The sequence below is a fragment of the Citrobacter sp. CF971 genome, from assembly GCF_006385635.1.
GTDB lineage: Bacteria > Pseudomonadota > Gammaproteobacteria > Enterobacterales > Enterobacteriaceae > Citrobacter > Citrobacter freundii.
The window spans coordinates 3,063,952-3,078,703 of the sequence record NZ_CP041051.1 but is presented as its reverse complement, the minus strand read 5'-3'; the positions used below and the strand labels follow the sequence as shown (position 1 = coordinate 3,078,703).

Sequence of the window (14,752 nt, the reverse complement as noted above, 5' to 3'; positions counted from 1 at the left end):
GCCAGTGAAGAAGGGGCGTGACTTTAACGAATAGTTGACGCCCCGACAACTGGAATATGAAAGCAAGGCGTACTGATTGAATACCGTTTATGCTGTAAGTTTGCTTTAAAAGGAAAACCGAATGTTCACGCTGAGCTGGCAACCGCCTTATGACTGGCCCTGGATGCTGGGATTTCTTGCCGCCCGTGCGGTTGAAGGTGTCGAAACCGTAGAAGAACTGAGTTATGTCCGAAGTCTGTCCGTAGGGGAGCATCGTGGTCTGGTAAGCGTTGTCCCGGATCTGCACGCCAACGTGCTACACGTGACGTTGAGCTCAGGGTTACAGCCTGTAGCCTCTGAGTGCCTGGCAAAAATAACGCGCTTGTTCGATCTTTCCTGTTGCCCGCAGCAAATTGTCGGCGCGCCGGGTAACCTCGGCGCGGCGCGTCCGGGATTGCGCCTGCCGGGATGTGTCGATGCTTTTGAGCAAGGGGTACGGGCGATTTTAGGGCAGTTAGTCAGCGTGGCGATGGCCGCAAAACTGACAGCGAAAGTAGCGCACGCTTATGGCAATACGCTGGAGGATGCGCCCGAGTATGTGTGTTTTCCCTCTCCAGAAGAGCTTGCCAACGCCGATCCGCTGCACCTGAAAACGTTAGGAATGCCGCTCAAACGCGCTGAAGCGTTGATTCACCTTGCTCATGCAACCCTTGAAGGAACGCTCGCGACAACAGCCCCTGCCGATATCGAACAAGGCGTTAAGCAGCTACAAACATTTCCCGGGATAGGGCGCTGGACCGCCAACTACTTTGCGCTGCGCGGCTGGCAGGCGAAGGACGTTTTTCTGCCGGATGATTATCTGATTAAGCAGCGTTTTCCCGGCATGACACCAGCCCAGATCCGGCGGTATGCAGAGCGCTGGAAACCCTGGCGCTCCTATGCGCTGTTGCATATCTGGTATACGGATGGTTGGCAACCGTCAGTTGATGGCGAAATTGCTGGTATTCAGTAGCAGATCCAGCGGTTGGGCGTCGGCAATAATATCGCCATAAATCATATCAATACCGATGCCTGAAAGCGTATCCATGATGAGCGGCAGTTGCACCGGACCGGCGATGGTTTTTATGTCCAGGCGCTGAGCATGACCCTGGATAATGGACACCCACATTTCGTCGATCAGGTTGCCGGGAGCGCTGGCACTTAGCTCGCTGTCGAGCAACAGGTAATCGACAATGTGATATTTCAGGTTGTCAAAAAGCTCTAAGTCGCGACCAACCTGACTTAACACAATTCGACAACCGTACTGGCGCAGTCGATGCAGTGCGGATACCGCCTGCGTTGGGTTTGTTTTGATGACGCTTGATGGAACGGTCAGATGCAGCAATCGTGGCGGTAGCGGGCTGCGTTGCAAGTGCTCCAGCAGCTCATCTACCAGCTCTGTGTTGAGCAGGCCGGCGGCGGAAAGGGGCAGGGCAATACTGAGGCCCTTGTTGGCGACAGCCGGGGCAGCACTCTGGAAGAACTCGCCGAATACCCGACGATCGAGCGCTTGACTCAACGTGGGATCGACCAACCCGGCATGGAAGGCTTGATCTTCAATGACTTCACCCTCAGCGGTGCCTAAGCGAAGCGAGATAATCCAGAAGCTAAAAGTCTCCGGTATACGCGGAGAAGCAACGCCTCTGGCGATCATCAGCATAGGGTTGTGTGTAATAGTGTGTCTTTGTTCATCCAATGACAGTTGGCTACGCGCGGCATGGGCCTGGCTTTGCTGAGGTTCATAGACACAGACTCGCCCACGGCCGCTGTTTTTCGCCGCGTAGCAGGCGATATCGGCCTGAGACATAACGTCAGTCGCGACATGGTTTTTCTCATCAATCAGCGTAATTCCCGCACTGGCGCCAATACGGTGCAAACGGCCTTCCCACATAAATTGGTAATTGTTAATAGCACTGATGATGCGTCCTGAGATAAAGCGGGCGCTTTCGATATTACAATCCGGCAGCAACAGACCAAACTCGTCGCCGCCAAGGCGCGCCAGCATATCGCTGGATCGCAACATGCTGAGCATAAGCGCAGAGAGTTCACGCAGCAGGGCATCGCCGGCGGCATGACCCGCGCTGTCGTTCACCGCTTTAAAACGATCCAAATCGATAAAAACCAGTACATGGCACTGGCGAGTGTCGTGTACTGAATGCAGCAATTGTTTTAGATGGTTTTCGAAGCTGACCCGGTTTGCCAACTGCGTCAGGTCATCATGTGAGGCACTGTAGCTAAGCTGGCGGAGCATCTTCCGTGACTCTGTGACGTCCTGAATGACTAACACCGAACCAATGCTGCCGCCGTCAAGGGTGCTGAGGGGCGTGATGCTGTACTGAATGTCATAACTGTTGCCGTTACGACAATGCAGGACCACTTCCTGCTCGATTGCCGTACGCGACATGTCAGCACTGTAGATATTTTCCATCAGCGGACCGTTCTCGCCAAAAGTAATATGTAGTACCGTCAATAGCGGAATGCCGATGGCACTGTCCTGCTGCCAGCCGCTCATTTTCTCAGCGACCGGATTCATAAAGGTCACGTTCATATAGACATCAATACAAATTACCGCTTCGCCGATTGAGTCCAGCGTAATGTGCAGGCGCTCTTTTTCCTGATACAGCGCTTCGTTAAGCTGCTTCACTTCGGTCATATCCATATTGATACCAAGTAAGCGTTCAACTTCACCGTCTTTATTCAGCACCCGGTTGGCCAACGAGCGGATATGGCGTATGCCATCTTTTACTGCGATACGAAACTCAAGCTTAAACGGAACCCGCGCGGCCAGCGAATCACGAATCACATTTTCGGCGTACTCGCGATCTTCGGGTACAACGCACTCATACCAGACTTGCCAGCTGGGCTTTATATGCGCAGGAACTTCATACAGATCGAACATCCGTTTATCCCAACTGATCACGTCAGGCTGCAGTTCCCATTCCCAAATCCCAATGCCCCCGGCTTCATTGGCGAGGGTAATGCGTTCCATCAACCGTTTGTTAATCCACTCGGTATGCTTCAGGTCGTTAATGTCCTCAACCTGCGCGATAAAGTAGAGTGGAGTGTTGTCGCTATGACGCACCAGCGAAACGGCCAGCAACGCCCAGACGACGTCGCCCGCGCGGGTGTAATAGCGTTTTTCCATGGAATAGCTATTAATCTCTCCGCGTGCCAGCATGTTGAGTTGTTCAAGGTCGTTGTTCAGATCTTCCGGCCAGGTTAACTGCTGGAAGGTCAGCGAACGTAGCTCCTCCTGGCTATAGCCCAGAAACTGGCACAAGGCTTTATTGGCCTGTAGCCATTGCCCCTCGGTGCCAACCAGTGCCATGCCAATCGCGGAATATTCCATGGCGTTGCGAAAGCGTGACTCGCTTTCTGAAATGTTCTTGCGTTCGGCTCGAAACGCGTACATCACCATGGTCATCATGTTGGCGGGCAACAGGATCATCAAAAACGGCAACCAGGGGATGTCCGTCATCATGTTCTGTTTCGGGGTGTAAAGCAGTGAAGGGTCGGCGGCCAGCATCAGCGAAACCATCATCACGGTGCTGAGGAATATTAAAAACGCCTCCATACGCGGCAGACGGACAGCGCTCCACATCAGCAGGACAATAACGCAGGTAAATGGCCATGGAATGTACATCATGGATAGCCAACTGAACGTTAAGGTCACCAGAAGCGTAATCAGGGTCTCAAGCAATAATCGCGGGTCGCGATGGCGCAGCAGGTAATGTGGTTTAAACAGCAAACCTAACGGCACCAACGCCAGTGCGCCAATGGATTCTGACAGTACCCAAATGAGAAAGGTATTTAACGTAGTTTCCTTCGGCAACAACATCCACATCAATACGCCGCCCAGCAGTGGCGGAACAACCGCGCTGCCAAATGCCAGACGCGCCCAGTCGTTAAGATTTTGTAAGGGATTGTACCAGGGCAGCAGTTTACGCAATAACATTGCGCCAACAACAGCCTCAATAATGTTAATGACCGTATAGGAGAAATTAAGCGACTGTCCGGGGAAGAAGAGTAAAGAGGCGCCGATGCTACCGAATGAGCAAGCCAGCGCGATCCCAGGCCACATCTTTCCAGCGTGACGGTAAAAAGCCACCATCATGATAGAGGTTGGAAACCACAGCGGTGCAAGCTGTGCGCCGTAACGTGACAGTTCCAGCGAAAACAACGTAAAGATGAAAGCCACCAGACCTAAACTGGCCAGGCGCAGTAGAGGATGGGGTAAGGTAACTAAAACATGTTGGGATTGTTTACTCATTACCACTCTACCCAAATAGCCGTTGTCGCCCAGCAGAGATGCCGGACGCATCACATTTAATCTGGGATTATGCTAGTACAAACAATTTACAATTTATACGCCAGCTGCTCATAAATTAACACTCCCAAGCTATTAATTCCTAAGGCAGGTGAATAAATATAGCGGCTGTTCTAAATCTGACCATTTTAATTTGCGACAGGGACAGCATTGGTGCAGCCTGGGGTGGCATCGCGCCGCTGAAATCCCTATAATTGCCGCGTTTGGCGTTTCGGCGCCGCCCTTCCTTACATCCAGGTTAATCAGGTCGCTAAATTTATGACTGATCAGTCCCATCAGTGCGTCATTATCGGCATTGCCGGCGCATCGGCTTCCGGCAAGAGCCTTATTGCCAGTACTCTTTATCGCGAATTGCGTGAACAAGTCGGTGACGAACATATTGGCGTTATTCCCGAAGACAGCTATTACAAAGATCAAAGCCATCTGTCGATGGAAGAACGTGTAAAAACCAACTACGACCATCCGAACGCGATGGACCACAGCCTGCTGTTTCAACATCTGCAAGCGCTGAAACGCGGCTCCGCCATTGAGCTGCCGGTATATAGCTATGTTGAGCACACGCGTACGCAAGACACTATTCATATCGAACCCAAGAAAGTCATCATACTGGAAGGCATTTTGCTGCTGACGGATGCGCGTTTGCGTGACGAGATGAACTTCTCTATTTTTGTTGATACGCCGTTAGATATTTGCCTGATGCGCCGTATCAAGCGGGATGTGAACGAACGTGGTCGTTCAATGGATTCGGTGATGGCGCAATACCAGAAAACCGTCCGCCCAATGTTCCTGCAATTTATTGAGCCTTCAAAACAATACGCCGACATCATTGTGCCGCGCGGGGGTAAAAACCGCATCGCCATCGATATTCTGAAGGCTAAAATCAGTCAGTTCTTTGAATAAGTTCAGCGAATTGTGTACCGTTCAGTGATAACCTGGTTCACCCTTAACGCACCTGGCATTAAGGGTTTGAAGCACGAAAGGAGAAAGTGCCATGCGTTTATGTGACCGAGATATTGAAGCCTGGTTGGATGAAGGTCGCCTGTCGATCAATCCACGCCCTCCTGTCGAGCGAATCAATGGCGCCACGGTAGATGTGCGCCTTGGCAATAAATTCCGTACGTTCCGCGGTCATACGGCGGCGTATATCGATTTAAGCGGACCGAAAGATGAAGTCAGCGCCGCGCTGGATCGCGTGATGAGTGATGAAATCGTCCTTAAGGACGGCGAAGCCTTTTTCCTGCATCCGGGGGAACTTGCACTGGCGGTAACATTCGAATCCGTGACGCTGCCTTCCGATCTCGTCGGTTGGTTAGATGGTCGTTCTTCGCTGGCTCGTCTGGGACTGATGGTACACGTCACCGCACACCGTATCGATCCGGGCTGGTCTGGCTGTATCGTACTGGAGTTTTACAACTCCGGAAAATTACCGCTGGCTCTGCGTCCGGGGATGCCGATTGGCGCGTTAAGTTTCGAACCGCTTTCCGGTCCGGCAGCGCGACCCTACAACCGTCGTCAGGATGCGAAATATCGCGACCAGCAGGGCGCCGTTGCCAGCCGGATCGATAAAGACTGAGTGTTTATCAGTCCATTGGGGATAGCATGAGACGATTTCTGACGACGCTGATGATTCTTCTGGTCGTGCTGGTGGCCGGCTTTTCTGCGTTAGTACTGTTGGTGAATCCGAATGATTTCCGAGCGTATATGGTCAAGCAGGTTGCCGTACGTAGCGGGTATCAGCTGCAGTTGGATGGCCCCCTGCGTTGGCACGTATGGCCGCAACTGAGTATCCTCTCAGGGCGAGTGATGTTAACGGCTGAAGGCGCCAGCGAACCCCTGGTTCGTGCTGATAATATGCGTCTCGACGTTGCATTGTGGCCGCTGTTGAGTCACCAGCTCAGCGTGAAGCAAGTGATGCTCAAAGGCGCAGTGATTCAATTGACCCCGCAAACTGAGGCGGTACGCGGCAAAGATGCACCCGTTGCCCCAAAAGACAATATGTTGCCCGATCTGGCGGAAGACAAAGGATGGTCGTTTGATATCGCCCGTCTGCGCGTTGCCGACAGTGTTCTGGTGTTCCAACATGAAGACGATGAACAGGTTACCGTTCGCGATATTCGTCTGGAGATGGAACAAGATAGCCAGCACCGCGGTACGTTTGATTTCTCCGGGCGTGTGAACCGCGATCAGCGCGATCTCGCGTTATCCTTTAACGGTACGGTCGATGCCTCCGATTATCCGCACAACTTATCTGCGAATATTGAACAGTTAAGCTGGCAACTGCAGGGGGCCGATCTGCCGCCGCAGGGGATCAACGGTCAGGGACATCTTCAGGCGCAATGGCTGGAAGAGAAAAAACAGCTTTCATTTAGCCAGATAAATTTGACCGCTAATGACTCTTCTTTCTCCGGGCAAGCGCATGTGGCCTTGTTGGAAAAACCGGAATGGGCCGTTGACCTAAAATTTGGTCAGCTCAATCTGGATAACCTGCTCGTACAACATGACGCAGCGGTGACAGCAAAAGGTGAAGTTCAGCAAGGTCAGAGTCAGTCAACGCTGGCGCGCCCCGTCATTGCTTCCCAGGTTGATGCCGTTTCGTATCAGGGACTCAAGGGTTTTTCGGCAGACATCGCTTTGCAGGCTGACAAAGTGCTGTGGCGGAAAATGGCGTTTGAGAATGTCTCGGCAAAAATAGACAACCGGTTAGGCTTACTGAACATTGCACAGTTGCAAGGAAAAAGTGATGGCGGGCTGATCTCATTGCCCGGCACGCTGGATGCCAGAAAGGGAGAACCGCGAGCGGTCTTTCATCCGCGCCTGGAAGGTGTGGAAATTGGCACTATTCTGAAGGCCTTTGATTACCCCATCGCACTCACCGGCAAGCTGTCGTTGGCAGGAGATTTTTCCGGCTCGGATATTGACGCCCAGGCGTTTCGTCACAGCTGGCAAGGGCAGGCCCATGTCGAAATGAACGATACGCGAATGGAAGGGATGAACTTCCAGCAGATGATACAGCAGGCCGTCGAGCGTAGCGGTGGAGATGCTAAAGCCCAGCAAAATATGGAGAACGTGACCCGTCTGGATCATTTTGTAACCGATATGACGCTGGATAACGGTGAGGTGACGCTGGATAACATGGTAGGGGAGTCCGCTATGTTGGCACTGACCGGCAAAGGAACGTTAGATCTGGTGAAGCAGAATTGCGACACGCTGTTTAACATTCGCGTTCTGGGCGGTTGGGATGGCGAAAGTAAGTTGATTAATTTCCTGAAGGCCACCCCGGTTCCTCTCAGAGTCTATGGTCAATGGCAATCACTGAACTACAGTCTGCAAGTTGATCAGCTTTTGCGTAAACATCTGCAGGATGAAGCAAAACGTCGCCTGAATGACTGGGCCGATCGCAATAAAGATTCCCGCAACGGCAAAGATGTTAAAAAGTTGCTGGATAAGCTCTGATTCATATTGCCGGATGGTGGCTAATGCCCCATCCGGCTCGTGACTTACACCTCGTAATCCATCTCTTCTTCACTGTGTAGCGGTATCAGCTGGACTTTTTGCACGCGATGATTTTCCACCTGCAGGGTTTTTAGCCGATAGTCGCCAACCTGGACTTCCTCCCCGGTTTTTGGGATGCGCTGCAAATATTCCATTAAAAGCCCGGCAATGGTGTGATACTCACGTTTTTCATCTAATGGGATAGGGACGTACTGCACAAGGTCTTCCAGCGGCATATGCCCGTTAGCGGTCCATGAACCATCGGCGTTTTTCTGAATATCATGGCGGGCGTCGATTTCCTCTACCTCGTTTGGCAGATTGCCGGCGATGGTTTCCATCACATCACTCAGCGTCACAATCCCTTCGACGGAACCAAATTCATCGGCTACAAACGCGAAGTGCGTCCGGGCGTTTCGGAACTGCTCAAGCGCCGGAAGTAGCGGCAGAGTTTCCGGGAACACCAGCGGCTGGCGAATCAGGACGCGCAGGTCGAGCGGCTCGCCGCGCAGAGACTGTTGCAGCAAATCGATGACATGCACCACGCCAAGCAGTTCTTCCTGCCCGTCTTCGCCAGTGACCACCAGACGCGTATGCTGGTTTTTTTCCAGTAAGGCGCGGATTTCTGCTTCGGGAGCATTGAGGTCGATGTGTTCAATATCGTGACGCGAGGTCATGATACTGCTGACGGTACGCTGATTAAGGTTCAGCACACGTTCAATCATCCTCCGCTCCTGAGGCGCGAAAATCTGACCTTCATGATGGTCCGCCAGCATTGCCGCGGTTTCGGCATCCAGTTCGGCATCTTCTTTTTGCCCGCTCAGCAGCCGCATTACCGCTTCGGCGGTGCGCTGGCGCAGAGTATGGTTGGCTGAGAGGAAGCGACGACGGTTAAAAATAGCCAACTGGTTCAATGCTTCGATCATCACCGAGAAGCCGATGGCCGCGTACAGGTAACCTTTCGGGATATGGAAACCAAACCCTTCGGCCACCAGGCTAAAACCAATCATCAGCAAGAAGCTCAGGCACAGAATAACGATAGTTGGATGACTGTTGACAAAGCGCGTCAGCGACTTGCTCGCCAGCACCATCAGGCTGATGGCAATAATCACCGCAGCCATCATCACGGCCAGGTGATCGACCATCCCAACAGCGGTAATGACGGAATCGAGAGAGAATATGGCGTCCAGCACCACGATCTGCGCGACCACACCCCAGAACTTAGCGCCTTTACGCTGGGTGGGATTGTCGCTGTCTTTTCCTTCCAGCCGTTCGTTGAGCTCCATAGTGGCTTTAAACAGCAGGAAGAAACCGCCGAACAGCATGATCAGATCGCGGGCGCTGAAGCTGAGATCGCGAATGCTGAACAGCGGCGTGGTCAGTGTTACCAGCCAGGATATTGATGCCAGCAGCAGCAGGCGCATAACCATCGCCAGCAGTAGCCCGGTAATACGCGCCTTATCCCGCTGGGCTGGAGGTAGTTTCTCCGCGAGGATGGCAATAAAAACAAGATTATCAATGCCAAGAACAAGTTCGATCACGATTAACGTGACCAGTCCGGCCCAGATTGACGGATCGGCAATCCATTCCATAGTAAATGCTATACCCATAGTTGTATGACAATTGTCACAATTCGATCATGGGTAAAACTGGCGAAAAATGCAATGGCGAGAGGGGATTTCTCTGTCGGTTATATCAGAACAGATGCAGGATAATAGCCTTAATGTCACTACAGGAAATTATTTTACTAATCTAAATATATTTAGGAAATATCGCAGGTGGGATGTTTTTATATCAATATTGTCAACATCAATAAAATCCTAAAAATATACAAACCCAACGCTTAATATTAATCTTAAAAGCTTGGTATCGGTGGCTTGTTATCTTGCCTGATATTCGCTTAGCTGCAACAATTCTTGCGGTAATAATCAAAAGATAAATATTTCCTCATTAACCAGTGGCGCGCATTCCCGATGCGTTGCCGCTGTAAATGTGATGAAAATAAAGGAGAAGATAAAAATTTAAATTAATCAGTGCATTGGTAGCTAGTGAAGCCAGGGGCGGTAGCGTGTCTGGTCGCCTGAAACAAGCCTAAATTATTCTGTCAAGAGACCGCAGATGAATTCATTTTTTTTAGGACTGATGCCAGTTAAATTCCATTTCAATTAACGGCAAGGTAAATACGTACAGGCGAAGTCGCTATTTAGATTGCATGTGATAATTACTCTGCCAAAGTGATAAATAATCAATGATGAAATCCAAACTTAAATTGATACCAGTATTGGTATCGGTAATCTTGATAAACGGTTGTACCGTGCTTCCGGGCAGCAATATGTCTACGATGGGCAAAGATGTGATTAAACAGCAGGACGCTGATTTTGATATCGATCGCATGGTGAATGTTTATCCACTCACCCCACGACTGGTAGAACAATTACGTCCTCGACCAAATGTTGCACAACCTAATATGTCGCTGGACCAGGAGATTGCCGGGTATCAGTACCGAGTCGGTCCGGGGGATGTCCTGAATGTGACCGTCTGGGACCATCCTGAACTCACCACGCCAGCCGGGCAGTACCGTAGCTCAAGCGATACCGGCAACTGGGTACAACCTGATGGCACGATGTTTTACCCCTACATCGGCAAAGTCAGCGTGGTAGGGAAAACGTTGGCAGAGATTCGTAGTGATATTACCGGGCGCTTAGCGAAGTACATTGCTGACCCGCAGGTGGACGTTAATATCGCCGCTTTCCGCTCGCAGAAGGCCTATGTCTCCGGACAGGTGAACAAATCTGGTCAGCAGGCCATCACCAACGTGCCACTTACCGTTCTCGATGCCATTAACGCCGCAGGCGGTCTCACCGAAGCGGCAGACTGGCGCAACGTTGTGCTGACTCATAAAGGGCAGGAGCAACGCATTTCACTGCAAGCACTGATGCAAAATGGCGACCTGAGCCAGAACCGACTGCTCTATCCTGGCGACATTCTGTTTGTCCCGCGTAATGACGATCTGAAAGTCTTTGTAATGGGGGAAGTGAAAAAACAGAGCACCCTCAAAATGGACTTCAGTGGCATGACGCTTACCGAAGCGCTGGGCAATGCCGAAGGTATTGACCTGACCACCTCCAATGCCAGCGGTATTTTCGTTATTCGACCATTGAAAGGCGAGGGCGGGAACAACGGCAAGATCGCCAATATCTATCAGCTTGATATGTCCGATGCGACGTCGCTGGTGATGGCAACATCATTCCGACTCCAGCCATACGATGTGGTGTACGTCACTACTGCGCCGGTTGCTCGCTGGAACCGTTTGATCAATCAGTTGCTGCCGACTATTAGCGGTGTTCGCTATATGACGGACACGGCCAGCGACCTTCACAACTGGTAATCGTCATGTTTAACAAAATCTTAGTTGTCTGTGTGGGGAACATTTGCCGTTCTCCGACGGCAGAGCGCTTGTTAAGGCAATTTCACCCGGCGTTGACGGTCTCTTCTGCCGGTCTTGGGGCGCTGGTGGGGAAAGGCGCGGATCCGTGCGCCATTAGCGTGGCGCAGGAGCACAACCTGTCACTGGATAATCATTGTGCCCGGCAGATTTCGGGACGAATGTGCCGGGAGTATGACCTGATCCTGGCCATGGAAAAGCGCCATATCTCTGCCCTGTGTGAAATGGTGCCGGAGATGCGCGGCAAAGTGATGCTTTTTGGTCACTGGGACAGCGAGCGCGAAATTCCCGATCCATATCGTAAAAGCCGTGATGCGTTTGACGCGGTGTACACATTACTTGAACGGTCTGCCCGCCAATGGGCTCAGGCACTGAACGCAGAGCAGGGAAAAAGATGACAGAAAAAGTAAAACAGTCTGCTGCGCCGGTAACGGGCAATGATGAAATCGATATTGGTCGTCTGGTCGCAACGGTGGTGGAAGCCCGCTGGTGGGTACTTGGCATTACCGCGGCTTTTGCATTGTGTGCCGCGGTCTACACACTGTTCGCCACCCCCATCTATAGTGCGGACGCGCTGGTGCAAATTGAGCAAAATACTGGAAATTCATTGGTGCAGGATATTGGCTCGGCGTTGTCGAACAAACCCCCGGCCTCGGAAGCGGAAATTCAGCTCATTCAGTCACGACTGGTATTAGGGAAAACGGTAGACGATCTCAACCTCGATATCGGCGTTACCAAAGATACGTTCCCTATTTTTGGCGCGGGCTGGGACCGGCTGAGGGGCCGTCAGAACGAAACGGTTAATGTGACTACCTTCACGCTGCCAAAGGCAATGAATGAACAGACCTTCACGCTCAATGTGCTGAATGACAAAAGTTATCAACTGGTGAGTGACGGGGGTTTTAGCGTTCGGGGGCAAGTCGGCAAGGTGTTGGAACACGATGGCGTGACGATGCTGGTTGAGGCGATTCATGCCAGCCCGGAGAGCCAATTTACCGTCCGTAAATTCTCCACGCTGGGCATGATAAACACCCTGCAAAATAATCTGATGGTGGCGGAAACAGGCAAAGATACCGGTGTATTGAGCCTGACTTTTACCGGTGAAGACCGCGAGCAAATCCGCCAGATCCTCGACAGTATTACCCGTAACTATCTGCAACAAAACGTGGAACGTAAATCCGAAGAGGCCGCCAAAAGTCTGGCGTTTCTGGCCAGACAGTTGCCTGAAGTGCGTAACCACCTGGATGTTGCTGAAAACAAGCTGAACGCCTTTCGTCAGGATAAAGACTCCGTGGATTTGCCGCTGGAAGCCAAAGCGGTGCTGGATTCGATGGTGAATATCGATGCGCAACTGAATGAACTGACCTTCAAAGAAGCGGAGATTTCCAAGCTGTTCACCAAAGCGCATCCGGCGTACCGCACGCTGCTGGAAAAACGCCAGGCGCTGGAAGATGAGAAAAGTAAGCTGAACGGGCGCGTAACGGCGATGCCGAAAACGCAGCAGGAAATTGTTCGCCTGACGCGTGATGTGGAGTCCGGTCAGCAGGTCTATATGCAGTTGCTGAACAAGCAACAGGAACTGAAGATTACCGAGGCCAGTACGGTCGGCGATGTGCGCATTGTCGATCCCGCGATTGCCCAGCCTGGCGTGCTGAAGCCGAAAACGGCGCTGATTATTCTCGGCAGTATCATTCTCGGTTTAATGCTTTCCGTGGTGGGCGTACTGCTGCGTTCTCTGTTTAATCGCGGTATTGAAAGCCCGCAGGCGCTGGAAGAGCATGGTATCAGCGTGTATGCCAGTATTCCGCTGTCTGAATGGCAAAAAGCGCGTGATAACGTTCAGACCATTAAAGGTGTGAAACGCTACAAGCAAAGCCAACTGCTGGCCGTGGGGAATCCGACGGATCTCGCCATCGAAGCGGTCCGCAGCCTGCGCACCAGCCTGCACTTTGCCATGATGCAGGCGCGTAACAACGTATTGATGCTGACCGGCGTCAGCCCGTCGATTGGGAAAACGTTTGTCTGCGCTAACCTGGCGGCAGTTATTAGTCAGACTAACAAACGTGTGCTATTGATCGACTGCGACATGCGCAAAGGCTATACCCACGAACTGCTGGGGACCAATAATGTCAACGGCCTGTCTGAGATCCTCATTGGCAAAGGGGATATCTCATCCAGCGCTAAACCGACATCGATTCCGCATTTTGATCTGATCCCTCGCGGTCAAATTCCTCCCAATCCTTCCGAACTGTTGATGAGCGAGCGCTTCGGTGAACTGATTGCCTGGGCCAGCTCGCACTATGACCTGGTGTTGATTGACACCCCACCAATTCTGGCGGTGACCGATGCGGCTATCGTAGGGCGCCACGTCGGCACCACGCTGATGGTAGCGCGTTATGCGGTCAACACGCTGAAAGAGGTGGAAACCAGCCTGGGCCGCTTCGAGCAAAATGGCATTCAGGTGAAAGGGGTGATCCTCAACTCGATCTTCCGCCGCGCCAGCGGGTATCAGGATTACGGCTACTACGAATACGAATACACGTCGGATTCGAAATAACTAACAGCAACGCATATCGAATGTAGGCCTGATAAGCGTAGTGCCATCAGGCAACTTTTTTTGGAAACGAAAATGACCACAGAAAACCCGCTAATTTCAATTTACATGCCAACCTGGAACCGCCAGCAGCTGGCCATTCGGGCGATTAAATCGGTGTTGCGCCAGGACTATCCTTACTGGGAGATGATCATTGTGGATGATTGCTCTTCCTCATATGAGCAGTTGCAGCAGTTTGTTGAGGAACTCAACGATCCGCGCGTGTCGTATACGCATAATTCCACCAACTCCGGGGCCTGCGCGGTGCGTAATCAGGCCATTATGCAGGCCAACGGGCAATACATTACGGGGATTGATGATGATGATGAATGGACGCCGAACCGACTGAGTGTATTTCTCAACTATCGCCATCATTTGGTCACGCGGGCGTTTCTGTATGCCAATGACTATGTCTGTGAGGGCGAAGTGTATTCGCAGCCGACCAGTCTGCCGCTCTATCCGAAGTCCGTTTATTCACGCCGCAGGTTTTATAAGCGCAACATCATTGGTAATCAGGTATTTACCTGGGCATGGCGGTTTAAAGCATGTCTGTTCGATACCACGCTGAAAGCGGCGCAGGATTACGACATCTTCCTGCGCATGGTGGTGGCGTATGGCAAACCGTGGAAGGTCAAGGAGGCAACGCAGATCCTGCATGTGAATCACGGTGAGATGCGCATTACCTCATCGCCAAATAAATTCTCCGGCTACTTTCAGTTTTACCGCAAGCACAAAGGCAAATTTGACCGGGCCAGCAAGAAATATCAGCTGTTTACCCTCTATCAGATCCGCAACAAACGGATGAACTGGCGCACGCTGCTGACGCTGCTTTCTGTTCGCAACAGTAAGCGTCTGGCCGACGGACTGCGAGGACGCTAAT

General features: G+C 51.8%; 10 protein-coding genes. 8 read left to right on the top strand and 2 right to left on the bottom strand.

Annotated elements, in window-relative coordinates; all coding sequences use genetic code 11:
• Positions 1-121 precede the first annotated feature (121 nt).
• Positions 122-991, top strand: a complete 870-nt coding sequence (gene alkA, locus E6P06_RS18475; protein WP_139935554.1) for a DNA-3-methyladenine glycosylase 2 — start codon at positions 122-124, stop codon at positions 989-991.
• Here alkA and E6P06_RS18470 read toward each other — a convergent pair.
• The gene (locus tag E6P06_RS18470) at positions 959-4,288 is read right to left on the bottom strand and encodes a diguanylate cyclase (RefSeq protein WP_139935553.1); all 3,330 of its coding nucleotides are present in this window, start codon (positions 4,286-4,288) and stop codon (positions 959-961) included. The two genes, alkA and E6P06_RS18470, sit on opposite strands and share 33 nt — an antisense overlap.
• Positions 4,289-4,603: 315 nt before the next feature.
• On the opposite strand from E6P06_RS18470, the gene udk reads away from it, so the two are divergent.
• The 3 genes from udk to asmA all read left to right on the top strand — a co-directional run bounded on the left by udk (position 4,604) and on the right by asmA (position 7,798).
• Positions 4,604-5,245, top strand: coding sequence for a uridine kinase (gene udk, locus E6P06_RS18465; RefSeq protein WP_003841777.1), 642 nt, complete (start codon positions 4,604-4,606; stop codon positions 5,243-5,245).
• A gap of 91 nt (positions 5,246-5,336) precedes the next feature.
• Positions 5,337-5,918, top strand: coding sequence for a dCTP deaminase (dcd, locus tag E6P06_RS18460; RefSeq protein WP_003036774.1), 582 nt, complete (start codon positions 5,337-5,339; stop codon positions 5,916-5,918).
• Between the two features lie 26 nt (positions 5,919-5,944).
• Positions 5,945-7,798: an outer membrane assembly protein AsmA gene (asmA, locus tag E6P06_RS18455; RefSeq protein ID WP_139935552.1), complete on the top strand. Its 1,854-nt coding sequence runs from the start codon at positions 5,945-5,947 to the stop codon at positions 7,796-7,798.
• A 44-nt stretch (positions 7,799-7,842) separates the two neighbouring features.
• Here the strand turns inward: asmA and E6P06_RS18450 are convergent, their stop codons facing one another.
• Positions 7,843-9,426: a TerC family protein gene (locus tag E6P06_RS18450; RefSeq protein WP_003841782.1), complete on the bottom strand. Its 1,584-nt coding sequence runs from the start codon at positions 9,424-9,426 to the stop codon at positions 7,843-7,845.
• Positions 9,427-10,082: 656 nt separating this feature from the next.
• Between E6P06_RS18450 and E6P06_RS18445 the strand changes: the two genes are divergently transcribed.
• The 4 genes from E6P06_RS18445 (at position 10,083) to wcaA (ending at position 14,751) form a co-directional block, all read left to right on the top strand.
• Positions 10,083-11,222, top strand: a complete 1,140-nt coding sequence (locus E6P06_RS18445) for a polysaccharide export protein (protein WP_003036765.1) — start codon at positions 10,083-10,085, stop codon at positions 11,220-11,222.
• A 5-nt stretch (positions 11,223-11,227) separates the two neighbouring features.
• Positions 11,228-11,677 (top strand): low molecular weight protein-tyrosine-phosphatase Wzb, encoded by a 450-nt coding sequence (gene wzb, locus E6P06_RS18440; protein ID WP_139935551.1) that lies wholly within the window; start codon positions 11,228-11,230, stop codon positions 11,675-11,677.
• Positions 11,674-13,836, top strand: a complete 2,163-nt coding sequence (wzc, locus tag E6P06_RS18435) for a tyrosine-protein kinase Wzc (protein ID WP_139935550.1) — start codon at positions 11,674-11,676, stop codon at positions 13,834-13,836. The genes wzb and wzc overlap by 4 nt, the downstream gene beginning before the upstream one ends.
• 72 nt (positions 13,837-13,908) lie before the next feature.
• Complete coding sequence (wcaA, locus tag E6P06_RS18430) at positions 13,909-14,751, top strand: colanic acid biosynthesis glycosyltransferase WcaA (RefSeq protein ID WP_049014348.1); 843 nt, start codon at positions 13,909-13,911, stop codon at positions 14,749-14,751.
• Position 14,752 lies beyond the last annotated feature (1 nt).